This is a genomic window from Cupriavidus sp. GW823-FHT07B10 (assembly GCF_058794355.1).
This window is the reverse complement of sequence record NZ_JBXAGS010000011.1, coordinates 32,100-54,393: the sequence shown is the minus strand read 5'-3', so window position 1 is coordinate 54,393 and position 22,294 is coordinate 32,100. Positions and strand designations below refer to the sequence as shown.

At 67.8% G+C, this 22,294-nt stretch carries 18 protein-coding genes; 13 read left to right on the top strand and 5 right to left on the bottom strand.

Translation table 11 applies throughout. The features are described 5' to 3' along the window. Positions 1–5: 5 nt before the first annotated feature. Together phnA and AC1Q6V_RS21970 are read right to left on the bottom strand one after the other, a co-directional pair. Positions 6–1,268 (bottom strand): phosphonoacetate hydrolase, encoded by a 1,263-nt coding sequence (gene phnA / locus AC1Q6V_RS21975; RefSeq protein ID WP_011617554.1) that lies wholly within the window; start codon positions 1,266–1,268, stop codon positions 6–8. A 60-nt stretch (positions 1,269–1,328) separates the two neighbouring features. Further along, on the bottom strand, positions 1,329–2,039 hold the full coding sequence (locus tag AC1Q6V_RS21970; RefSeq protein ID WP_010812809.1) for a phosphonate utilization associated transcriptional regulator: 711 nt from the start codon (positions 2,037–2,039) through the stop codon (positions 1,329–1,331). Between the two features lie 263 nt (positions 2,040–2,302). Between AC1Q6V_RS21970 and AC1Q6V_RS21965 the strand changes: the two genes are divergently transcribed. The 7 genes from AC1Q6V_RS21965 (at position 2,303) to purU (ending at position 11,988) form a co-directional block, all read left to right on the top strand. Next, positions 2,303–3,337, top strand: a complete 1,035-nt coding sequence (locus AC1Q6V_RS21965) for a putative 2-aminoethylphosphonate ABC transporter substrate-binding protein (RefSeq protein WP_454749702.1) — start codon at positions 2,303–2,305, stop codon at positions 3,335–3,337. A gap of 88 nt (positions 3,338–3,425) precedes the next feature. After that, entirely contained in the window at positions 3,426–4,538 is a 1,113-nt protein-coding gene (locus AC1Q6V_RS21960; protein WP_010812807.1) for a putative 2-aminoethylphosphonate ABC transporter ATP-binding protein, read from the top strand. Then, entirely contained in the window at positions 4,529–6,343 is a 1,815-nt protein-coding gene (locus AC1Q6V_RS21955; RefSeq protein ID WP_058696530.1) for a putative 2-aminoethylphosphonate ABC transporter permease subunit, read from the top strand. Before AC1Q6V_RS21960 ends, AC1Q6V_RS21955 begins: the two co-directional genes overlap by 10 nt. Positions 6,344–6,384: 41 nt before the next feature. Next, a complete protein-coding gene (locus AC1Q6V_RS21950) occupies positions 6,385–7,518 on the top strand; it encodes a 2-aminoethylphosphonate--pyruvate transaminase (RefSeq protein ID WP_439669253.1) in 1,134 nt (377 codons plus the stop codon). A 98-nt stretch (positions 7,519–7,616) separates the two neighbouring features. Then, positions 7,617–8,468, top strand: coding sequence for an EamA family transporter (locus AC1Q6V_RS21945; protein WP_041688170.1), 852 nt, complete (start codon positions 7,617–7,619; stop codon positions 8,466–8,468). 97 nt (positions 8,469–8,565) lie between these two features. After that, positions 8,566–11,061 (top strand): GcvT family protein, encoded by a 2,496-nt coding sequence (locus AC1Q6V_RS21940; protein WP_454749703.1) that lies wholly within the window; start codon positions 8,566–8,568, stop codon positions 11,059–11,061. Between the two features lie 30 nt (positions 11,062–11,091). After that, a complete protein-coding gene (gene purU / locus AC1Q6V_RS21935; protein ID WP_041688172.1) occupies positions 11,092–11,988 on the top strand; it encodes a formyltetrahydrofolate deformylase in 897 nt (298 codons plus the stop codon). A 22-nt stretch (positions 11,989–12,010) separates the two neighbouring features. On the opposite strand, the gene AC1Q6V_RS21930 is transcribed toward purU, so the two are convergent. After that, the gene (locus AC1Q6V_RS21930) at positions 12,011–13,336 is read right to left on the bottom strand and encodes an aminotransferase-like domain-containing protein (RefSeq protein WP_454749704.1); all 1,326 of its coding nucleotides are present in this window, start codon (positions 13,334–13,336) and stop codon (positions 12,011–12,013) included. Between the two features lie 85 nt (positions 13,337–13,421). Between AC1Q6V_RS21930 and AC1Q6V_RS21925 the strand changes: the two genes are divergently transcribed. The 4 genes from AC1Q6V_RS21925 to AC1Q6V_RS21910 all read left to right on the top strand — a co-directional run bounded on the left by AC1Q6V_RS21925 (position 13,422) and on the right by AC1Q6V_RS21910 (position 16,560). After that, on the top strand, positions 13,422–14,051 hold the full coding sequence (locus AC1Q6V_RS21925) for a LysE family translocator (RefSeq protein ID WP_010812800.1): 630 nt from the start codon (positions 13,422–13,424) through the stop codon (positions 14,049–14,051). A 25-nt stretch (positions 14,052–14,076) separates the two neighbouring features. Beyond that, on the top strand, positions 14,077–14,415 hold the full coding sequence (locus tag AC1Q6V_RS21920; RefSeq protein WP_010812799.1) for an antibiotic biosynthesis monooxygenase family protein: 339 nt from the start codon (positions 14,077–14,079) through the stop codon (positions 14,413–14,415). 220 nt (positions 14,416–14,635) lie between these two features. Beyond that, positions 14,636–16,156 carry an aldehyde dehydrogenase gene (gene adh, locus AC1Q6V_RS21915; RefSeq protein WP_010812798.1) on the top strand — a complete coding sequence of 507 codons (1,521 nt, stop codon included), beginning with the start codon at positions 14,636–14,638 and terminating at the stop codon, positions 16,154–16,156. A 2-nt stretch (positions 16,157–16,158) separates the two neighbouring features. Then, positions 16,159–16,560 carry a DUF779 domain-containing protein gene (locus AC1Q6V_RS21910; RefSeq protein WP_010812797.1) on the top strand — a complete coding sequence of 134 codons (402 nt, stop codon included), beginning with the start codon at positions 16,159–16,161 and terminating at the stop codon, positions 16,558–16,560. A 96-nt stretch (positions 16,561–16,656) separates the two neighbouring features. Here AC1Q6V_RS21910 and AC1Q6V_RS21905 read toward each other — a convergent pair whose 3' ends face one another. After that, positions 16,657–18,609, bottom strand: coding sequence for a sigma-54-dependent Fis family transcriptional regulator (locus AC1Q6V_RS21905; RefSeq protein WP_010812796.1), 1,953 nt, complete (start codon positions 18,607–18,609; stop codon positions 16,657–16,659). 169 nt (positions 18,610–18,778) lie between these two features. After that, complete coding sequence (locus AC1Q6V_RS21900; protein WP_010812795.1) at positions 18,779–19,021, bottom strand: hypothetical protein; 243 nt, start codon at positions 19,019–19,021, stop codon at positions 18,779–18,781. Between the two features lie 190 nt (positions 19,022–19,211). On the opposite strand from AC1Q6V_RS21900, the gene AC1Q6V_RS21895 reads away from it, so the two are divergent. Beyond that, positions 19,212–20,129, top strand: coding sequence for an alpha/beta hydrolase (locus AC1Q6V_RS21895; RefSeq protein WP_011617563.1), 918 nt, complete (start codon positions 19,212–19,214; stop codon positions 20,127–20,129). Positions 20,130–20,159: 30 nt separating this feature from the next. Continuing rightward, positions 20,160–22,271: a penicillin-binding protein 1A gene (locus AC1Q6V_RS21890; RefSeq protein WP_454749705.1), complete on the top strand. Its 2,112-nt coding sequence runs from the start codon at positions 20,160–20,162 to the stop codon at positions 22,269–22,271. Positions 22,272–22,294 lie beyond the last annotated feature (23 nt).

The following is a 22,294-nucleotide window of genomic DNA, read 5'->3' as shown; positions in this document are numbered from 1 at the left end:
TGCACTCAGTGCAGATGGTTCAGCGCGACATCGAAGATGTCGAAGTTGCGCAGGAGGGCCTTGCCGGGGATACCGGCCGTGGCGCGGTTGAATACCAGCGGCACGGTCTGCTCCGACACGCCACCGTGCGAGCGCAGCGGCGCGTCCAGCCCGGACAGGTCGTGGCGGCTGTGGCTGGTGCCCAGCACCACATGCTTGTCGCTGGTCACCACCAGGTCGCCGACGCGGTCGGGCGGCAGTTCAAAGCGCGCGCAGGCCTCGGCATTGGTCAGCACGCTTTCCACGCCCTGCAGGTCGGACAGCCGGGCCTTGATCGCGGCCGGGTCCGCATCGTCGGGCAGATAGATGGTGGCGTAGGACCCGAGCGCACCGTGGTGGACCACGTAGGGATCGGTGATCGGCAGGATCACGCGCGCGCCGCCGTCTTCCACGCCGCGGCCCAGCCATGCGTCCAGGTGGTCCTGCAGGTAGATCACGTTGGGCGCCTTGGTGGCGTCGTCGTGCTTGGCGTTCATGCCGTGGTCGGCGGTCAGCGCGACCACGCAGCCCAGTTCGTCCAGCCGCGCCAGGTACTTGTCCATCATGGCGTAAAAAGCGTTGGCGCCGTCCGAGCCGGGTGCGAACTTGTGCTGGATATAGTCGGTGGTGGACAGGTACATCAGGTCCGGGCGGCGCGTTTCCATCAGGCGCACGCCGGCGGCGAAGACGAACTCCGACAACTCCGCGCTGTACACGTCTGGAACCGGCATGCCGACCAGTTCGACCACGCCGTCGATGCCGTTCTCTTCCACCGTGGCCTGGTCGGCCTTCTCCGACGAGAAGCAGATGCCCTGCATGCCGTGGCCCAGCAGGCGGCGCAGCTTGTCCTTGGCGGTCACCACGGCGACGCTGGCCCCGGCATCGGCAAACGCGGCCAGGATGGTGCCGGCGCGCAGGTACTTGGGGTCGTTCATCATCACTTCCTCGCCGCGCCCGCCGTTGGCGCTGCGGTCAAAGAAGTAGTTGCCGCAGATGCCGTGCACCGCCGGCGGCGCGCCGCAGACGATGGACAGGTTGTTGGGGTTGGTGAAGGTGGGCACCACGCAGGCGCCGCGGAAGGCGGAGCCGGCTTCCAGCAGTCGCTTCAGGTAGGGCGCGCGGCCGCTGGCGGCGGCGGCTTCCAGGTAGTCGAACTCGCAGCCGTCGACGCAGACCACCACGACGGGCTGCTGCATCCAGCGGTAGGTGCGCTGGTTGACGGTAATGGTGCGGGCATTGGTGTCAGGCATGTTGGGGTTCCTGTGCTTGGGCGCGATCGGGGTCGGTACTTTCCATGGATACGGTCGGATTCAGGCAGCGGCGCCCTTGTCGGCGCTGGCCGGGTCCACCGCGGCATGCATGCGGGCGCGGCCACGCTCCACGTGCTCGCGCATCAGGCGCGCGGCCAGTTCGCCGTCGCGCGCGGCAATCGCCGAGACGATGGCGCGGTGCTCGCGGGTGGAGTCGGGCATGGCGGCGTGGCTGCCGGACAGCGCTTCGCGCCGGAACAGCGTCAGTTCCTTGACCAGGCGCCGGTAGGTATCCAGCAGCTTGCGGTTGCCGGCCAGTTCGACCATGCGGTCGTGGAACTCCAGGTTCAGCCGCGTGTATTCATCGACATCGCGCGCCTGGCTGGCGACGCCCAGCGATTCCACCAGCGCGCGCAGTTCGCGCAGGCCCTCGGGCGTGATGCGGGCGGCCAGCTGGCGGCCGATGAACTCATCCAGCACGGCGCGCAGCTCATAGATCTCATCGGCTTCTTCCACCGAGATGGCGCGCACGAACACGCCGCGGTTCTTCTCGGTGCGCAGCAGGCCGGCCTGCTCCAGCGCCCGGAAGGCTTCCCGCACCGGTCCGCGCGACACATTGAGCTGCCCTGCCACCTCGATCTCATTGAGCTTGGCGCCGGGGGGCAGGTCGCCCGACATGATCCGCAGTTCCAGTTCGCGCTGCACCAGGGTGGCCAGGGACTGGCTCTGCAGGATGGTGATTTCGCTCGCCAGCGGTGCTTGGCGTGACATGAAAACTCCCGTTTGTGAGGGATTGCGCAATATCGAAAATCCTTATTGCCATTAAAGCAAGCGGTTTGTATATTGTCAACAATCAAGACATCGATGTGGCGCGGATGGTGACGCACGGAGCGCGAAAACCCAGGCATATGTCTTGCAAGTGTTGTAGCACAAGGGTTTCACGGTGATTCAATGTTGTGCAGCACGCCCTATGGCAATGCAACATATTCACCAAATTGACACATATCTCCACCTACAATGCCAGAAGGAGTCCCATGCAACCGTCCTTCACTTCCACCCTGCGCACCGCCGCCGCCCTGCTTGCGCTAGCCGCCTCCGGCACGGTGCTGGCCCAGAAGACCACCCTCACCGTCTACACGGCGTGGGAGATCGAGACCCTCAAGCCGTACGCCGAGGGCTTTGCCAAGGTGGCGCCCGATATCGAACTGAAGTACGTGCGCGACTCCACCGGCGTCATCACCGCCAAGGCGCTCGCCGAAAAAGGCAACCCGCAGGCCGACGTGATCGCCGGGCTGGCTGCGTCGAGCCTGGAACTGCTCAAGCAGGAAGGGATGCTGGCGCCCTACTCGCCCAAGGGCTTCGAGAAACTGACGCGCGACTACAGCGACAAGGCCACGCCGCCGTCCTGGGTGGGGCTGGACGTCTGGGGCGCCACCATCTGCTTCAACACCATCGAAGCCAAGAAGCGCAACCTGCCGCGCCCCGAGACCTGGAAGGACCTGGCCAAGCCCGTCTACAAGGGCACCATCGTGATGCCCAACCCGGCCTCTTCCGGCACCGGCTTCCTGGACGTGACCGCCTGGCTGCAGCTCTATGGCGAACAGGATGGCTGGAAGTACATGGATGCACTGCACGAGAACATCGCCCAGTACACCCATTCGGGCTCCAAGCCATGCAAGCAGGCCGGCTCTGGTGAGTTCCCGATCGGCATCTCGTTCGAGCTGCGCGCGCACAAGACGCTGGCCTCGGGCGCGCCGATCGAGATGATCTTCCCCAAGGAAGGCCTGGGCTACGACATCGAGGCTGCCGGCATCGTCAAGGGCACCAAGAAAATGGAGGCCGCGCAGCGCTACATGGACTGGCTGGCCAGCAAGGAGGCCAACCAGCTGTTTGCCAAGGACTGGGCCATCGTCGCCTATCCGGGCGTGGCGAGGAAGATCGAGACCATCCCGGCCAACTACGAGCAGATGCTGGTCAAGAACGATTTCAGCCATATCGCCAAGAACCGTGAGCGCGTGCTGGCCGAGTGGCAGAAGCGCTATGCCAGCAAGTCGGAGAAGCAGCCCTGAGCGCCTGAGCGCCGTCCTGTACCGGCGCCCTCGCCCCCTGGGGCAGAGGACGCCGGGTCCCCCAACAGAACCCACCGGGCCCCACGCCATGCAGACCTCCCCATCCACGGCCGAGACCTACCTCAGCCTGAAAGGCATCCACAAGCGCTTCGGCGGCAGCAGCGGCGCCTTCGTCGCACTCCACAATATCGACCTGGACGTGCGCCAGGGCGAGCTGCTGTGCTTCCTGGGCCCGTCGGGCTGCGGCAAGACCACGCTGCTGCGCATCATCGCCGGACTGGAATCGCAGAGCGCCGGCACCATCCGCCAGGGCGGGCGCGACATCTCCACGCTGCCGCCGATGGAGCGCGACTACGGCATCGTGTTCCAGTCCTACGCGCTGTTCCCCAACCTGACGGTGGCGGACAACGTGGCCTACGGCCTGGTCAACCGCCGCATGCCGCGTGACCAGCGCCGCGCCCGCGTGGATGAGCTGCTGACGCTGGTGGGGCTGCCCGAGCGCGGCAACCAGTACCCGGCGCAGCTGTCCGGCGGACAGCAGCAGCGCGTGGCGATTGCGCGCGCGCTGGCCACCTCACCCGGCCTGCTGTTGCTGGATGAGCCGCTGTCCGCGCTCGATGCCCGTGTGCGGGTGCGGCTGCGCAGCGAGATCCGCGCGCTGCAGCAACGGCTGAACATCACCACCATCCTGGTCACGCACGACCAGGAAGAGGCATTGTCGATGGCCGACCGCATCGTGGTGATGAACCAGGGCGCGATCGAGCAGGTGGGCACGCCGGCGCAGATCTACCAGCGCCCGGCCACGCCGTTCGCCGCGGACTTCGTCGGCAAGACCAATATGCTGGGCGCGCGCGTCTGCGGCGACGGCGAGCTGCACCTGGGCGGCGTGCGCATGCGCTGCGCCGCGCCCCCGGGCTGTTGCGCCGACGAGGACGTGCAGGTGTTCTTCCGCCCCGAAGACGTATGCGTGCGCGGAATCGAACAGCATGGCCCCAACGTGCTGGAGGCCACCGTGGACAAGATCGAGTTCCTCGGCGCGTTCTCGCGGCTGACGCTGCGCCTGCCTGACGCAGCGTCCGGCGCCCTGTACGCGGACCTCTCCCTCAATGACCTGCACGAGCTGCGCCCGAACACCGGCGACCTGCTGCGCCTGGCCATTCCCGCTGACCGTATCCGCATTTTCCGCCACGCATGCGCATGAGCCTCACTGCGGCGCCGGCCAATACGTCTGCCACCATGCCGGCCACCGATACCATCCCCGCTCCCGCCACCAGCGGGCCGGCCGGGCCTGCCAACCCTGGCGCGCAACCCGCCCCGCCGGCCGTGGTCGCAACCGCCGTGCGCGCGCACTGGACCGACCGCCTCGCCCACGTGCTGCTGGCGCTGGCCGCGCTGGCGCTCGCCTGCTTCGTGCTGGCGCCGATCGTGATGATCCTGGCCAAGAGCGTGCAGAACCGCGACGGCAGCCTGGCCGGCATCGCGCACTTCCGCGCGTATTTCGAGTCGCCCGCGCTGCTGCGCTCGGTGTGGAACAGCCTGTGGGTCTCTGCCCTGGCCACCTGCATCACCCTGCCGCTGGCATTCAGCTTTGCCTATGCGCTGACGCGCAGCCGCATCGCCTGCAAGGGCCTGCTGCGCAACCTGGCGCTGATCCCGCTGCTGGCGCCATCGCTGCTGGCGGCGATCTCCTTCATCTTCTGGTTCGGCAACCAGGGGCTGTTCAAGCCGTGGATGGGCAGCACCCAGATCTACGGGCCGCTGGGCATCGTGGCCTCGCTGGTGTTCGCCACCTTCCCGCATGCGCTGATGATCCTGATCACCGCGCTGTCGCTGACCGACGCGCGGCTGTACGAGGCGGCCGATGCGCTGGGCACCTCGACCGTGCGCAAGTTCTTCACCATCACCGTGCCGGGCGCGCGCTACGGCCTGGTCAGCGCGGCCATGGTGGTGTTCACCTATGCGATCTCGGACTTCGGCATCCCCAAGGTGATCGGCGGCAATTTCCATATGCTGGCCACCGACATCTACAAGCTGGTGATCGGCATGCAGGACTTCTCGCAGGGCGCGGTGGTGTCGCTGATGCTGCTGGTGCCGGTGGCCGTCACCTACTGTGTCGATGCGCGCGTGCAGCGCCGCCAGATGGCGCTGATGTCGGCACGCTCGGTGCCCTACGTGCCGCGCCGCAGCCGCCGCTTCGACCTGGCCATGGCGATGCTCTGCTGGCTGATGGCGGCGTTGATGCTGGCGGTGATGGGCATGGCGATCTACGCGTCCTTCGTCAAGCTGTGGCCGTACAACTTCTCGCTGTCGCTGAACCACTACCGGGTGGGGCTGGTCGAGGGCGGCGTGGTCGATTCCTACCTGAACAGCCTGCGCATGGCGGGACTGGCCGCGGTGATCGGGCCGGTGTTCATCTTCGCCACCGCCTACCTGCTGGAGAAGACCCGCGGCATGGACTGGCTGCGCAGCTTCGTGCGGCTGATGGCGGTGCTGCCGATGGGCGTGCCCGGGCTGGTGCTGGGCCTGGGCTACATCTTCTTCTTCGTGCCGCAGGCCAACCCGATGCACGGGCTGTACCAGACGCTGGGGATCCTGGTGCTGGTGACCATCGTCCACTATTACGCGTCCTGCCACCTGACGGCGGTCACCGCGCTCAAGCAGCTCGACAGCGAGTTCGAGGCCGTGTCCGCCTCGCTCAAGGTGCCGTTCTACAAGACCTTCTTCAAGGTCACGGTGCCGGCCTGCCTGCCGGCCATCCTGGAGATCTCGCGCTACCTGTTCATCAATGCGATGACTACGGTCTCCGCAGTGGTGTTCCTGTACGGCGCCGACACCAAGCTGGCCTCGGTCGAGATCGTCAACCTGGATGAATCCGGCGACATCGGCCCCGCGGCGGCAATGGCGACGCTGGTGGTGCTGACCTCGGCCTTCGCCTGCCTGCTCTATTACCTGCTGCAACGCGTGCTCGATTGCAAGACCCAGGCCTGGCGCCAGGGCAACGACTGACCTTTCCCCTGTTTCCACTCCTTCCCAATCAGGAGCTCATCATGATTCGCGGCAACGACCCGATCCTTCTGACCCCCGGTCCCCTGACCACCTCGCTCGCCACCAAGCAGGCCATGCTGCGCGACTGGGGCTCGTGGGACGCCGCCTTCAACGCCATCACGCGCAGCCTGTGCGACGACCTGGTGCGCATCGTCCACGGCGAAGGCACCCATGTGTGCGTGCCGATGCAGGGCAGCGGCACGTTCTCGGTGGAGGCCGCCATCGCCAACGTGGTGCCGCGCGACGGCAAGGTGCTGGTGCCGCAGAACGGCGCCTATTGCCAGCGCATCCTCAAGATCTGCAAGGTGCTTGGCCGCGCCAGCGTGGAACTGCCGATCCCCGAAGACCAGCCCGCCACCGCCGCGCTGATAGAAGAGGCCATCCGGCGCGACCCGTCGATCACGCACGTGGCGCAGGTGCACTGCGAGACCGGCGCCGGCGTGCTCAACCCGCTGCAGGAAATCGCCGCGCTGTGCCAGCGGCTGGGCAAGGGGCTGATCGTCGACGCGATGAGCTCGTTCGGCGCGATCGAGATCGACGCCCGCACCATGCCGTTCGACGCGCTGGTGGCCGCCACCGGCAAGTGCATCGAGGGCGTGCCGGGCATGGGCTTCGTGCTGGTGAAGAAAGACGTGCTGGAAGCCAGCCAGGGCAACAGCCACTCGCTGGCGCTGGATCTGTACGACCAGTACGTCTACATGCAGAAGACCACGCAGTGGCGCTTCACGCCGCCCACGCACGTGGTGGCGGCGTTCCGCACCGCGCTCGACCAGTTCCTGGAAGAAGGCGGCCAGCCGGTGCGCGGCGCGCGCTACCGCAGGAACTGCGACACGCTGGTGCAGGGCATGGCCGCACTCGGCTTCCGCGCCTTCTTGCCGGCGGCGGTGCAGGCGCCGATCATCGTCACCTTCCATGCGCCGGCCGACGCGCGCTATGACTTCAAGACCTTCTACGCCAGGGTGCGCGAGCGCGGCTACATCCTGTATCCGGGCAAGCTGACGCAGATGGAGACCTTCCGCGTCGGGTGCATTGGTGCGATCGATGACAACGAGATGCGCAATGTGGTGACGGCGATTGGCGAGGTGCTGCGCGAGATGGGGATCAAGATGCAGGCGCCGCTGGCAGAAGCGGCTTGACCCCTTGAGCATCTTCACCTCACTCGCCTAGCAGCAGGCTCCCCTCTCCCGCGAGCGGGAGAGGGGAGCAAACCATCGGTTCGCAAACTCAACCCTTCATGCCCCTCCCCCCAGACTTTCACGGCCTCGCCTTTGCCGCCGTGATGCTGTCCGCGCTGATGCACGCGTCGTGGAACGCCATCGTCAAGATCGGCGGCGACCGCTTGTCGTCGATGGCTCTGATCGACACCTTCTGCCTGCTGGTGGCCTTGCCCTTCCTGTTCCTGGTGCCCCTGCCCGCGCCGCAGGTGTGGCCCTTCCTGCTGGCCACAGTGGCGCTGGAAGTCGGCTACAAGCTGTCGCTGGTGGCTGCCTACAACCGTGGTGACTTCAGCCAGGCCTATCCGCTGATGCGCGGCTCGGCGCCGATGATGGTGGCGATCCTGCTGCTGCTGGCCGGCAGCGAACGGCTGGGGCCAGGCGGCTATGCCGGCATCGCGCTGATCTGCTGCGGGCTGGTCAGCCTGGTGCGCTGGCGCCGGCAATCGCCCGACCTGCTCGGCTTTGCGCTGCTGGCCGGGGCCTGCCTGGCGGCCGGCACCGTGATCGACGGCACCGCGGTCAAGCGCTACGGCGAGGTCTTCACCTACATCGTCTGGCTGCAGGCGATGTCGCACATCTTCATGCCGACCTACGCCTTCAGCCGGCGCGGCAACGCGCTGGTCACGCTGATGCGCACGGAATGGAAGCGCGCGTGGATCGGCGGCATCAACCGGGTGGGCTCGTATGCGCTGATGCTGTGGGCGATGACCATGGCGCCCGTGACCAAGCTGGCGGCGCTGCGTGAATCGAGCGTGATCTTTGCCGCGCTGCTGGGCCACTTCCTGCTGCGCGAGCCCTTCGACCGGCGGCGGCTGATTGCGACCGCGCTGGTCCTGGCGGGGATCCTGACACTGCAACTGGCGCGCTGATCCGTCGACGCATGTTGCATTTTGTGTTGTTTGTTGGCGTTTTTTTGCATAACATGGCAGGCAACGCCAAACCCTTTCCTGCCGAGGTTTTCCCGCCATGTCCCCTGTCATCCCATCCCACTCCCGCGTCGTCATCATCGGCGGCGGCATCATCGGTTGCAGCGTCTCCTATCACCTGACCAAGCTCGGCTGGAAGGATGTGGTCCTGCTGGAACAGGGACAACTGTCCTGCGGCACCACCTGGCACGCGGCCGGGCTGGTCGGGCAACTGCGCTCGCAGGAAAGCATGACGAAACTGATCCGCTACTCCACCCAGCTGTACAGCGAACTGGAAGCGGAAACGGGCCTCGGCACCGGCTGGAAGCAATGCGGCTCGCTGTCGGTCGCGCGCACCGCGGAACGCATGACGCAACTGCGCCGCACCGCGGCGGTGGCGCGGGCCTATGGCGTGGATTGCGAGGTGATCTCGCCCGCCCAGGCCGGCGAACTATGGCCGGTGATGCTCACTGACGACCTGCTTGGGGCGGTCTGGCTGCCGGGCGACGGCAAGGCCAACCCGACTGACCTGACCCAGGCGCTGGCGCGCGGCGCGCGCAGCCGCGGTGCAGTCATCGCGCAGGATACGAAGATCACCGCGATCCATACCCGCGATGGCCGCGCCACCGGCGTGAGCTGGCGCAACAAGGCCGGCGACGAAGGCCGCATCGAGGCGGAGATCGTCGTCAACTGCGCCGGCCAGTGGGCGCGCCAGGTCGGGCAGATGTGCGGCGTGACCGTGCCGCTGCACTCGGCCGAGCACTATTACATCGTCACCGAGCGCATTGCCGGCGTGCATCCTGACCTGCCGGTGATGCGCGACCCGGACGGCTTCATCTACTTCAAGGAAGAAGTGGGCGGGCTGGTGATGGGCGGCTTCGAGCCCAATGCCAAGCCGTGGGGCATGCAGGGCATTCCTGAGCCGTTCGAGTTCCAGTTGCTGCCTGATGACTGGGATCAGTTCGAGATCCTGATGGAGAACGCGCTGATCCGCGTTCCGGCACTGGAGTCGGCGCAGGTCAAGCAGTTCTACAATGGGCCCGAGTCCTTCACGCCGGACAATAACTTCATCCTCGGCGAGGCGCCCGAGCTGCGCAATTTCTACGTGGGCGCGGGCTTCAACTCAATGGGGATCGCGTCTGCCGGCGGCGCCGGCATGGCACTGGCGGAATGGATCGTCGCGGGCGAGCCGACCATGGACCTGTGGCCGGTCGATATCCGCCGCTTTGCCGGCTTCAACGGCAACCAAAGCTGGCTGCACGACCGCGTCAGGGAAACGCTGGGCCTGCACTACGCGATGCCCTGGCCCAACCGGGAACTGGATACGGCGCGGCCGTTCCGGCGCTCGCCGCTCTATGCCCACCTGCACGCTGCCGGCGCCAATTTCGGCAGCAAGATGGGCTGGGAGCGGCCAAACTTCTTCGCGCCTGCCGGACAATCGCCCGAGATCCGCTACTCGTTCGGGCAACAGAACTGGCTGCCGTGGAGCGGCGCGGAACACCGCGCCTGCCGCGAGGCGGTGGCGCTGTTCGACATGAGTTCGTTCTCCAAGTACATCGTCAAGGGTGCCGATGCCGAGGCCGTGCTGCAATACGTGATGAGCAACGACGTGGCCGTGCCGCCGGGGCAGACCGTGTACACCGCCATGCTCAACGATCGCGGCACCTATGAATCCGACCTGACCGTGACGCGGCTGGCGCACGACCAGTACCTGCTGGTGACCGGCTCGGCGCAGACCACGCGCGACTTCAACTATATCGAGCGCCTGATTCCGGCCGACAAGCGCTGCGCGATTGTCGATGTCACCGGGCAGTACGCCGTGCTGGCGGTGATGGGCCCGCGCTCGCGCGAGCTGCTGCAGAGCGTGTCGCGCACCGATTTTTCCAATCAGGCGTTCCCGTTCGGCACCTCGAAAGAGATCGATCTCGGCTATGCCACGGTGCGCGCCACACGCCTGACCTATGTGGGCGAACTGGGCTGGGAGCTGTATGTCCCGGTGGAATTCGCCGTGGGCGTCCATGACACTTTGCACGAGGCCGGGAAACGCTTCGGACTGGTCAACGCCGGCTACTACGCCATCGAATCGCTGCGTATAGAGAAGGGCTACCGCGCCTGGAGCCGCGAACTGACCACCGACATCCATCCGTTCGAGGCCGGGCTGTCGTTTGCCTGCAAGCTGAACACGGACATCCCGTTCCGCGGGCGCGAAGCGCTGCTCAAGCTGCGCGCTGCCGGCGGTGCCGCGCAGGTGCGGCGGCGCGTTGCCGTGGTCACGCTGGACGGCGCCAGCGAGGCCATGCTCTGGGGCGGCGAGGCGATCCTGCGCACCGCCCCGGACGGCACCGTGCGCCCGGCCGGCTTCGTCACGTCGGCCGCGTTCGGCCACACCCTTGGCTGTCCAGTGGGCATGGGCTTGCTGGCACGCGCCGATGGTCCGGCCGACGCGGCATGGATCGAGGGCGGCAAGTATCACGTAGACCTGGCCGGGGAACTGCTGCCCGCGCGCATCCACCTGCGCGCGCCGTACGATCCGGCCAGCGAGCGGACCAAGGCCTGAACCTCGATGCAAGCGGATACCGGAGTGCCCATGCCAGTGATCCAGACCGAAACCGCCAGCTACATCCTGACGCTGTCGTGCCCCGACCGTCCCGGCATTGTCCATGCCGTTTCAGCGCTGCTGGTGGAAGCCGGCGCCAATATCGTCGATTCCGCGCAGTTCGGCGATCGCGACAGCGCACGGTTTTTCATGCGCGTGCACTTCCAGCGGCCGCTGCCCGAAGGCCAGGATGCCGGCGATGCGCTCGCTGCCCTGCGCAGCACGCTGGCAGGCGTGGCGGCCGCGCATGAGATGGACTGGTCCCTCCACGACGCCGCGCGCAAGCCGCGCGTGATGCTGATGGTGTCAAGGATCGGCCACTGCCTGAACGACCTGCTGTTCCGCTACCGCACCGGCCAGCTGCCCATCGAGATTCCGGCCATCGTCTCCAACCACAAGGACTTCTACCAGCTTGCGGCGAGCTACGACATCCCGTTCCATCACCTGCCCCTGCTCAATGCCACGCCGCAAGGCAAGGCCGCGCAAGAAGCGCGGCTGTGGGACCTGGTCTGCGACTACAGCATCGACCTGGTCGTCCTGGCCCGTTACATGCAGGTCTTGTCCGACGACCTGTGCCGCCGCCTGGAGGGCCGCGCCATCAACATCCATCATTCCTTCCTGCCCAGCTTCAAGGGCGCGCGCCCGTACGCGCAAGCCTATGAGCGCGGCGTCAAGCTGATCGGCGCCACAGCGCACTACGTGACCGGCGACCTCGACGAAGGCCCCATCATCGAACAGGAAGTCGCGCGCGTGGACCATGCCATGGACGCCGCACAGCTGACCGCCATCGGACGCGACGTGGAATGCGTGGCGCTGGCGCGTGCGGTGAAATGGCATGCGGAACATCGGGTCCTGCGCAACGGCGGCAGGACCCTGGTGTTCCGCTGACGCGGCAGCCTTTGCCGCAGCTTCAGCCGGCCACCGCCCGCCGGACCTTGCGCAACGCCTGCTCCAGCGCATCCATGGAAATCGACCCGAGCGCCAGCCGCAGCGCATGCGGCACGCTCGCGCCGACCGCGAACGGCTCGGCCGTCGTCACCAGCACACCCTCGTGCTCCAGGGCGGCCACGACCTGGTCGGCGCGCAGGTCCTCCTCGAGTTCAAGCCACAGGTAGTATGAAGACGGGTGCGCCGTGACGCGGCAGCCGCGCAGGATGCGCCGCGCCAGGCTCTGCCTGCGCCGGGCATCCTTGCGCTTGCGATCTTCCAGGTCATCGACGATGCCGGCTTCGATCCAGAGGCAGCCGAGCGCCACGGTCAGCGACGGCGTGTTCCAGGTTGACACGCGAATGGCGCGTTCCAGGGCCGGCACCAGCGGCGCGGGCGCCGCGACAAACCCCATCCTCAGTCCCGATGCCACGCTCTTCGACAGGCCCGAGACGTAGACGGTCCGCTCTGGCGCGAAGGTGAACACCGGTTTCGGCGCCGGTTCGGCAAGGAAGGCGTAGGCGCCATCTTCAATGATCAGCAGATCATGCCGTTGCGCCAGGGCCGCAAGGCGACCGCGGTCCGCCTCGCTCATGACATAGCCCAGCGGATTGTGCATGGTCGGCATGGTGTAGACCGCCCGCACCGGACGCCGCTTGCAGAGCGCGGCAAGGCGATCCAGGTCCAGGCCCGCGGCGGTCACCGGCAACGGCTCCAGGTCGAGCCGATACAACTGCGCCAGCGCCTTCATGCCCGGGTACGTCAGCACGTCAACCGCCAAGACGTCGCCGGGATTGAGCAGCCCCATCACGGTCACCGCCAGGCCCTGCTGCGCGCCGTTGACGATCAGCACCTGGCTGCCCGGCACCCGGATGCCGCGGTTGCGCAGGTGCCGGGCGACGGCCTGCCGTTCGTGCGGGCGCCCGCCCTGCGGCGCGGAATGCAGCAACGCGTCAAGGTCGCCCGAAGCCGCGATGCTGCGCAAGCCATCGCGCAACAGTTCAACCTGCCCGGGCAGCGACGGATAGTTGAAAGTCAGGTCCACCGCGCCGGCGCGCACCGGATGCTGCTCCAGCCCCAGGCCACGCGGCAGCGAGGTATCGCGCACGAACGTGCCCCGGCCGGTCTCGCCGACCACCAGGCCGACGGCCTCCAGCTCGACGTAGACGCGTGCCGCGGTTGCCAGCGCCACGCCGTACTGCTTCATCAGCGCACGCACCGTCGGCAGTTGCGTGCCCGGAGGCAGTTCGCCGCGATGAATGCGCGCGGCAATCTCGTCAACAATGGTTTTGTAGCGCGCGTGGGCCATGCTTTGTATCTAGAACAATGCTTTGCGTGTATCAGGACCAGAAGAATAACCTGCATGCCTAGTCAACGCTAACCATTTCCTGCACATGATTGCCCTGACCACCCTGTCGGTCTTCGCCGCGGCAGTGATGCTGCTGCTCCTGTCACCCGGCCCGAACATGGCCTTCGTGATGGCACATGGCATCACCTATGGCCCTCGGGGCGGCGTCGCGACGGCACTGGGGATTGCCGTGGCCGACCTGATCCTCACGGTCCTGACAGCCACCGGCATCACCGCCCTGGTGATGGCGTGGGCGCCGGCGTTCGACCTGATCCGCTATGCCGGCGCGGCCTATCTGCTGTGGATGGCGGTCAAGGCGCTGCGGCAGCCGCTTGCGCTGAAAGAGGCAGTGGTGACGCAGGCGTCGTTGCGCTCGGTGTTCGTGCGCGCCATGCTCAACAGCCTGCTCAATCCCAAGGCGCTGCTGTTCTTCATGGTCTTCCTGCCGCAGTTCGTGGATCCCGGCAAGGGCGGCGTGGCCCGGCAGCTGCTCGTGCTTGGCCTGGTCCTGACGGTGATCGCCACCGTGTTTCACGCATTGCTCGGCGCGGCTGGCGGCACCGTGCGCCGCTTCCTGTCACGCCATCCCAAGGCGGCAACACTGCAGTCGCGCGGCCTGGCAGCCGTGCTGGTGCTGCTGGCGCTGCGGCTGGTGCTGACCTCACGCCCGGCCTGAACCCGTTTCCCACGCAGAGCCCCTGATGTATATCGCAGCCTTTATTTACCGGCCCGGCCAGGCCGATGACGAGTTCCACCGCCTTAGCGCCCTGATCGACGAGATCGCCGCCGGCATACCCGGCTTTGTCGGTGCCGAGTCCTGGCGCTCGCCAGATGGCCAGTTGTCCAACGCCAGCTACTACTGGCGCGACAAGGACTCCCTGCAGGCCTTCGCCACCCACCCGCGGCACCTGGACGCCAAGCGCCAGTACCGCAAGTGGTATGACGGCTATCACGTGGTGATATCCGAAGTGCAGCGCGCCTATGGCGACGGTTCGCTCCGGCACTTCGTGCCCGACAGCCGGCGCCAGCGGCAGGGGTAAGCCCTGCCCCGGGTGTTCCATTCTGGAACACCCGGTGTCACGCGCTGGCACAGCCGTGCCGGCGCGTGACATCTCCCACCCGTGCCACGCGCACGCGCCCCCCGCTTTTCCCCGTTTTTTCGTTCGATTCACGCCCCGGCACAGCTCTTGCGATCTGCCTGCCGTGCGCACGGCCGGAATGCCGTGACGACACCACAGAAATCTCTGAACGGAGCGAGACATGAACATGGCGGAAATCGCCCAGCTGGGCGTCAGCAACCCCTACAAGCAGCAGTACGAGAACTACATCGGCGGCGCCTGGGTGCCGCCCGCCGGCGGCGAGTACTTCGAATCGACCACGCCGATCACCGGCAAGCCGTTCACGCGCGTGCCGCGCTCCGGCCAGCAGGATGTCGACGCCGCGCTGGACGCCGCGCACGCCGCCAAGGCCGCGTGGGCTCGCACCTCGACCACCGAGCGCGCCAATATCCTGAACCGCATCGCCGACCGCATCGAGGCCAACCTGAAGCTGCTGGCCGTGGCCGAGAGCATCGACAACGGCAAGCCGGTGCGTGAAACCACCGCCGCCGACCTGCCGCTGGCGGTCGACCACTTCCGCTACTTCGCCGGCTGCATCCGTGCGCAGGAAGGCGGCATCTCCGAGATCGACGCCGACACCATTGCCTACCATTTCCATGAGCCGCTGGGCGTGGTCGGCCAGATCATCCCGTGGAACTTCCCGCTGCTGATGGCCACCTGGAAGCTGGCGCCGGCGCTGGCCGCCGGCAACTGCGTGGTGCTCAAGCCCGCGGAGCAGACGCCGGCCTCGATCCTGGTGCTGATGGAAGTGATCGGCGACCTGCTGCCGCCGGGCGTGGTCAACGTGATCAACGGCTTCGGCCTGGAAGCCGGCAAGCCGCTGGCATCGAGCCCGCGCATCAGCAAGGTCGCCTTCACCGGCGAGACCACCACCGGCCGGCTGATCATGCAGTACGCGTCGCAGAACCTGATCCCGGTGACGCTGGAGCTGGGCGGCAAGTCGCCCAACATTTTCTTCGAGGATGTGCTGGCCGCGGACGACGCCTTCTTCGACAAGGCGCTGGAAGGCTTTGCCATGTTCGCGCTGAACCAGGGCGAGGTCTGCACCTGCCCGTCGCGCGCGCTGATCCAGGAATCGATCTACGACCGCTTCATGGAGCGCGCGCTCAAGCGCGTGGCCGCGATCCGCCAGGGCCATCCGCTCGACACCGGCACCATGATCGGCGCGCAGGCGTCCGCCGAACAGCTGGAGAAGATCCTGTCGTACATCGACCTGGGCCGCAAGGAAGGCGCGCAGTGCCTCACCGGCGGCGAGCGCAACGTGCTGGACGGCGACCTCGCGGGCGGCTACTACGTCAAGCCGACCGTGTTCGCCGGCCACAACAAGATGCGCATCTTCCAGGAAGAGATCTTCGGGCCGGTGGTCTCGGTGACCACCTTCAAGGATGAGGAAGAAGCGCTGGCCATCGCCAACGACACGCTCTACGGGCTCGGTGCGGGTGTCTGGACACGTGACGGCGCGCGCGCATTCCGCATGGGCCGCGGCATCCAGGCGGGGCGCGTGTGGACCAACTGCTACCACGCCTACCCCGCGCATGCGGCATTCGGGGGCTACAAGCAGTCCGGCATCGGCCGCGAGAACCATCGCATGATGCTCGACCACTACCAGCAGACCAAGAACCTGCTGGTGAGCTACAGCCCCAACGCGCTCGGGTTCTTCTGACCATGGCGGGCCCGACGTCCGCTCCCGCCACCGCGCCGGTCGCACGCGTGGTGGCAACCCCGGCCGCGCTCGCGCTGATCGCGGAGCTGGCCGCGCGGCATGGCCCGCTGATGTTCCACCAGTCCGGCGGCTGCTGCGACGGCAGCGCGCCGATGTGCTACCCCGCCGGCGAACTGCTGGTGGGGCAGGCCGATGTCTGCCTGGGCGAGATCGGCGGCGCGCAGTTCTACATGACGCGGGCGCAGTTCGAGTACTGGCAGCACACGCGGCTGGTGATCGATGTGGTGCCGGGGGCGGGCGGGATGTTCTCGCTGGAGGGACGGACGGGGAAGCGGTTCCTGACCCGGTCGGAGTTGTTCAGCGATGAAGAGGCCGCGTGGCTCGCGGCGCAGCCGGGGTTGTGAGGATGATTGCTTGCTGATGTCGGTAGTTGCTTGCCGACGGAGTGCTCCCTCTCCCGCAAGCGGGAGAGGGAGCAAACAAGCGGGATCGGAAGGCCTTCAGCGCTCCGCTTCCTCGTCGCCCTCCAACCCCTCCCTCAACCTCCGATAGATCGTATTGCGCGACACCCCCAGCTCACGCGCCGCGTGGCTGACATTGCCGCCGTGCCTGGCGAGCGCCTGCCGGATCAGGCCTGCTTCCCAGTCGCGCATGCGGGCGGATTTTGATGGCGCCGGCGCCTGCACGGCAGCCGCCGCGTCACAGCGCTCCGCCTCATCGCCGCACTCCTGCTCAAACCCTTCCGGCAGGTGCTCCACCCCGATCTGCGCCTCCCCTTCCGCCAGGATCGCCGCGGTGCGCAGCACGTTGGCAAGCTGCCGGATATTGCCCGGCCACGGGTGCCGGCGCAGCAGCGCCAGCACCTGCGCGTCGACATGCACCGGGGACGGCAGGCCGGCTTCTTCGCACTGCCGCTGCAGGATGCGATCGACCAGCAGCGGCAGGTCGCTGCGCTCGCATAGCGGCGGCAGGGTCACGGCCAGCGCATTGATGCGGTAGTACAGGTCTTCGCGGAAAGCGCCATCGGCAATCATCGCGCGCAGGTCGCGGTGGGTGGCACAGACCACGCGCACATCGACCGGCAGCGCGCGGGCGCTGCCCAGCGGGGTGACCGCGCGCTCCTGCAGCACGCGCATCAGCCGCACCTGCTGTGCCAGCGGCATGTCGCCGATCTCGTCCAGGAACAGCGTGCCGCCGTGCGCCTGCACGACCTTGCCCTCGCTCCCGCGGCGACGCGCGCCGGTGAAGGCGCCTTCTTCATAGCCGAACAGTTCGGCCTCGATCAGCGATTCGGGGATGGCCGCGCAGTTGACCGCGACGAAAGGCCCGCCGGCGCGCGGCGAGGCGGCGTGGATGGCGCGCGCCAGCCACTCCTTGCCGGTGCCGGTGCGGCCCTGGACCAGGATGGTGATATCGCGCCCGCTGACCTTGCGCACGCGGCGCAGCACCGCGGCCACCGCTGCGTCGCCGGTATCGAGCGCGGCCAGTGCCGGCGGCAGCGGGTCTTCGGCGCCGGGCTGGCGCACCGCGATGGGCGCGGCCAGGTATTCGATGCGGGCAAACACCTGCACCCGGCTGGGCAGCGTCAGCGTCTGCAGCGATCCCGCCGCGCCACCGCGCGCTTGCATCGCCGCGCGCACCGGCTGGCCGAACAGCCCGGCAAAACCGGCGTCCGCCAGCGCGTGCGGGGCCAGCCCCAGCTGGAACAGGCCGCTGCGGTTGGCAGCCAGGAAGGCGCCGTCGGGCGAGAACGCCGCCACGCCCTCGAACAGCGTGCCGACGAACTCGGGCCGCGCATGGAAGCGCACCAGCAGCGCGTCCGGGAAGTGGTTGGCAAACAGGTGGTTCTCGATCATCTGCGCCGACATCCGCACCAGCGCCATGGTGTGCCGGTGGAAGCCGCGATGATCGCCGCTGACATCGAGCGCGCCCAGGATGGCACCGGTCGGGCTGGCGATCGGCGCGCAGGAGCAGGTCAGCTGGTGGTTGGACTCGAGGAAATGCTCGCTGGCATGGATCAGGGTGGGACGGGCCTCGGCCAGTGCGGTGCCGATGGCATTGGTGCCCTTGCTCGGCTCCGACCACGATACCCCCGGTGCCAGCGCCACGCGCCGCGCCCGCGCGACGAATTCGCCGTCGCCCAGGCTGTGCAGGATCACGCCGCTGCTGTCGGTCAGCAGCACCATGCTGTCGGTATTGGCGATCTGCGCGTGCAGGGTCTCCATCACCGGCAAGGCATGGCGGTACAAGTCGCGGCTGGCGTCCACCAGCTCACCCAGCGCGCGCGGGCTGACGGCATCGAAGCCGGGCGCATGGCGCACATCCAGCCCGAAGCCGGCCGAACGCGCATGCGCGCGGGCGATCAGGCCAGCGCGGTCGGCATCGGCCGGGTCGACATGGGCAGCCTGGCGGGCAACATCGGAAGGCGCAGCGGGATGGGCGGCACGGTGCATGGCGGCGGGTCTCCTGTATCAGCAGGCGGCGCGCGTCGCGGCCGCTGCCTGCCGTCCCGTGGCGCGTGCCGTGCAGCTCAGGTGCGGCGGCAGGCCGGGCGGCTGTAGTCCGGCAACCTTATCACAGGCTCCCGGCCATGTATTGCCCCCGCGCCATGCCGGGCCGGGGTCAGCGTTTTTCGTCGAGCAGGTCGTTCAGGATTTCGTCGAAGGTGGCCTGGGCATCTTCCAGCGCCTGCAGCGCCGCATCGAACGTCTGCAGCGCAAGCTTGGAAGGCTTGCCGCTGCCCTGCGGCGGATAGTGGGCCTGCAAGGCGGTGAAGGCCACCTGCACCTGCCGCGTGGCCGCGACCACGCGTTCCATGGCCTGCGCCTCTTCGGCGCGGTATTGCTCGTGTTTCTGCTCGCTCATGCCCGTTTGCTCCGTATGCGCGCCGTCTCGGGAGGGGGTGCGCGCGCGTGAATGAGGTATATCGTACAAGAACTGCGCCGGGCGGCTTGCGCTGCGCGCTCGCGCCTGACAAAAATGAGGTAGGCTGCGCGGCTGGGCGGCAAGGCCGGCGCTGGTGCGCCCCGCCTGGCAGCGACACTGAAGACTAGCCATGCCATTGATCACCCGCCGTACGCTGGCAGCCGCGCTGATGACTGCCAGCGGCTTCGCCTGCTACTGGACCTACCTGACGCTCAACCAGGAACGGCTGCTGTTCGATGCACGCCGGCGTCCGCCGCGCGACCTGCCCGACGGCATCATTGGCTACTCGCACCTGATCCCCGGCGGCGTGGTGCGCGGCTACATCTACCATAGCCCCGGCGACAACGTGCGCGACCTGCTGTTCTACCTGCCCGGGCGTGGCGAGGATGTGCTCGAAACGCTGCAGTACGCGCGCTGGCTGCCCGCCGGCATGGCCTTCGCCACCTATGACTACCGCGGCCTGGGACACTCCGACGGCCTGCCGTCCGAGGGCGCCGCAGTGGCCGACGCCAGCCAGTTCCTGCTGCATGCGCGGCGTGTCTTCCCCGACACCCGGGTGCATGTGGTGGGCCGCAGCCTGGGCACCGGCGTCGCGATCCAGCTGGCGGATCTGCAGGACTTCGACAGCCTGCAGCTGATCACGCCCTACGACTCGCTGCTTGAACTGGTGCGCAAGCGCTTCCCGCTGGTGCCGCTGCGCCAGCTGATGCGCCACCATTTCGATTCGATCTCGCATTGCAAGAAGGTCGTGCAGAGCACCAAGGTGCTGCTGGCCGAGACCGATGAAGTGGTGCCGCATGAATGCTCGGAACGGCTCATGGCTGCCTGGCCCGGCCCGGTGGCATTGCAGACCGTGCCAGCCACGAATCACTTCACCATTATCGAACGCGAGGAAACCTGGCTGGCGCTGTGCGAATTTGCCCGGCATCACGGCCAGGCCAGGCTGCGCGTGGCTACAGCCCAGCCCGCACCGCCGGCCGCCACCGGCACGCCGCCCATCGACCATGACGAGCTCGGCAACCCGCTGCCGCTGGCGGCCGGCCGCTAGCGCCAGTCAGGCAGCGGGTAAAATGCGCGCATGAAAAAAATCGCAGTCAAGGCAGGCGGCGCCGTACTGGCGCTGGCTGCAGCCGGTGCCTTGCTTGCCGGCTTTGCCGCGGTGGTAAGCCTGCGGCAGCTTCCCGCAGTCGACTCCCTGCGCGACTACCGGCCCGACGTGCCCCTGCGGATCTACACCAGCGACAATGTGCAGATCGGCGAGTTCGGCAGCGAGCACCGCGAGTTCATCCCCTTCGGGCAGATGCCGTCGCGCATGGTCCAGGCGCTGCTGGCTGCCGAGGACGACCAGTTCTACGAGCACGAGGGTGTCGACATGCCCGGCGTGCTGCGCGCCGCGCTGGCCAACCTGGGCCAGGGCTATGCGCAGGGCGCGTCCACCATCACCATGCAGGTGGCGCGCAATTTCTACCTGTCGCGCGAGAAGACGCTGGCGCGCAAGTGGTATGAAATGCTGCTGGCCTGGCGCATCGACCAGACCCTGCCCAAGGACCGCATCCTTGAGCTGTACATGAACCAGGTCTACCTGGGCGAGCATGCCTACGGCTTCGGCAGCGCCGCGCATGCGTACTTCGGCAAGCCGCTGGCGTCATTGTCGCTGGCCGAGGCGGCGATGCTGGCGGGGCTGCCCAAGGCCCCTTCGTCCATCAACCCGGTGGTCAACTTCCCGCGCGCCAAGCGGCGCCAGGAATATGTGCTGGGCCGCATGCTGGCACTGGGCATGATCAGCCAGGACGACTACCGCGAGGCCCGCGCCGCGCGCCTGGCAATCTCCGACGACAGCCCCGGCAGCTTTGCCGGGCATGCCGAGTACGTGGCCGAACTCGCGCGCCAGCTGGCGCGCGAGCGCTTTGGCGACGAGGCCTACACGCGCGGCCTGAACGTCTACACCACGGTGTCGTCGGTGCGCCAGACCCTGGCTTACGATGCGGTGCACGGCGGGCTGGAAGGCTACGCGCGGCGCCACCGCAAGTTCGTCAAGGACCTGTCGCAGGGCCCGCAGGGTGCGCTGGTATCGCTGGACAGCGCCACCGGCGCGATCGAGGCGATGGTGGGCGGCGCCGACTTTGCCACCAGCCGCTTCAACCACGCCACCCAGGCGCAGCGCCAGCCGGGCTCGACCTTCAAGCCCTTCGTCTATGCGGCGGCACTGGAGCGCGGCGTGTCGCCCGGCACGCTGATCAACGACGCGCCGCTGCCCAATGGTTCGCGCTGGCAGCCGTCCAATGACGACGGGCGCTTTGTCGGCCCCATCACCGTGCGCCAGGCGCTGGCGGAATCGCGCAACCTGCCGGCGATCCGCACGCTGCAGGCGATCGGCATCCCGTACACGGTGGAGTTCGCCAGCCGTTTCGGCTTCGCGCCCAGGCGGCTGCCGCGCTACCTGCCGCTGGCACTGGGCACCGGCACCACTTCGCCGCTGCGCCTGGCCGCGGCCTATGGCGTCTTTGCCAACGGCGGCCACCGCATCGAGCCCTACCTGATCGCGCGCATCACCGACAGCGAAGGCAAGGTGCTGTTCTCTGCCGAGTCGGAGGACGCCGCGGACAGCCCGGCCCCGCCGCGCGTGATCAGCGCCCGCAACGCCTTCGTCATGGACAGCCTGCTGCGCAGCGTGGTCGACGACGGCACCGGCGCCGGCGTGCGCCGCTACCTGCGCCGCGCCGACGTGGCCGGCAAGACCGGCACCACCAATGACTCGGTCGACGGCTGGTTCGCGGGCTACGCCGGCGGCGTCGTCACGGTGGCGTGGATGGGCTACGACGACAACCGCAGCCTGGGCGAGCATGAGTTCGGCGCCACCACCGCGCTGCCGGTGTGGGCCGCCTATATGGAGGGCCGCCTTGCGGGCGTGCCCGTGCCTGAAGCTGAAGCGCCCGCCGGCGTGGTCCGCGTGGGAGATGACTGGATGTACGCGGAGTATGCCGATGGCAGCCACGGCATCGCCGCCATCGGCTTCCCGCCGCCGGCACCCGCGGCGGCGCCGGCGGTCGATCCGGTCGCCAGCAACCTCGGCGGGACCGCGGCGCCGGCCCCGGCTGCCCCCGCGCCGACACCTGTCACCAGCGAGACAACTGGCCTGCCGGCGCCCGGCGCTGCCACGCCGGCCGTCCCCGCGGACGCCAGGCTGTAGACTTCCGGCTTTCCACTGTCCCC

Bases quoted from the DNA above. Each gene is read 5' to 3' on its own strand.
- AC1Q6V_RS21905 (WP_010812796.1), bottom strand. From the start codon at position 18,609: ATGCACCGTGCCGCCCATCCCGCTGCGCCTTCCGATGTTGCCCGCCAG.
- AC1Q6V_RS21900 (WP_010812795.1), bottom strand. From the start codon at position 19,021: ATGAGCGAGCAGAAACACGAGCAATACCGCGCCGAAGAGGCGCAGGCC.
- AC1Q6V_RS21925 (WP_010812800.1), top strand. From the start codon at position 13,422: ATGATTGCCCTGACCACCCTGTCGGTCTTCGCCGCGGCAGTGATGCTG.
- AC1Q6V_RS21895 (WP_011617563.1), top strand. From the start codon at position 19,212: ATGCCATTGATCACCCGCCGTACGCTGGCAGCCGCGCTGATGACTGCC.
- AC1Q6V_RS21890 (WP_454749705.1), top strand. From the start codon at position 20,160: ATGAAAAAAATCGCAGTCAAGGCAGGCGGCGCCGTACTGGCGCTGGCT.
- AC1Q6V_RS21920 (WP_010812799.1), top strand. From the start codon at position 14,077: ATGTATATCGCAGCCTTTATTTACCGGCCCGGCCAGGCCGATGACGAG.
- AC1Q6V_RS21970 (WP_010812809.1), bottom strand. From the start codon at position 2,039: ATGTCACGCCAAGCACCGCTGGCGAGCGAAATCACCATCCTGCAGAGC.
- AC1Q6V_RS21945 (WP_041688170.1), top strand. From the start codon at position 7,617: ATGCCCCTCCCCCCAGACTTTCACGGCCTCGCCTTTGCCGCCGTGATG.
- AC1Q6V_RS21960 (WP_010812807.1), top strand. From the start codon at position 3,426: ATGCAGACCTCCCCATCCACGGCCGAGACCTACCTCAGCCTGAAAGGC.
- AC1Q6V_RS21965 (WP_454749702.1), top strand. From the start codon at position 2,303: ATGCAACCGTCCTTCACTTCCACCCTGCGCACCGCCGCCGCCCTGCTT.
- adh (WP_010812798.1), top strand. From the start codon at position 14,636: ATGAACATGGCGGAAATCGCCCAGCTGGGCGTCAGCAACCCCTACAAG.
- AC1Q6V_RS21955 (WP_058696530.1), top strand. From the start codon at position 4,529: ATGCGCATGAGCCTCACTGCGGCGCCGGCCAATACGTCTGCCACCATG.
- purU (WP_041688172.1), top strand. From the start codon at position 11,092: ATGCCAGTGATCCAGACCGAAACCGCCAGCTACATCCTGACGCTGTCG.
- AC1Q6V_RS21910 (WP_010812797.1), top strand. From the start codon at position 16,159: ATGGCGGGCCCGACGTCCGCTCCCGCCACCGCGCCGGTCGCACGCGTG.
- phnA (WP_011617554.1), bottom strand. From the start codon at position 1,268: ATGCCTGACACCAATGCCCGCACCATTACCGTCAACCAGCGCACCTAC.
- AC1Q6V_RS21940 (WP_454749703.1), top strand. From the start codon at position 8,566: ATGTCCCCTGTCATCCCATCCCACTCCCGCGTCGTCATCATCGGCGGC.
- AC1Q6V_RS21930 (WP_454749704.1), bottom strand. From the start codon at position 13,336: ATGGCCCACGCGCGCTACAAAACCATTGTTGACGAGATTGCCGCGCGC.
- AC1Q6V_RS21950 (WP_439669253.1), top strand. From the start codon at position 6,385: ATGATTCGCGGCAACGACCCGATCCTTCTGACCCCCGGTCCCCTGACC.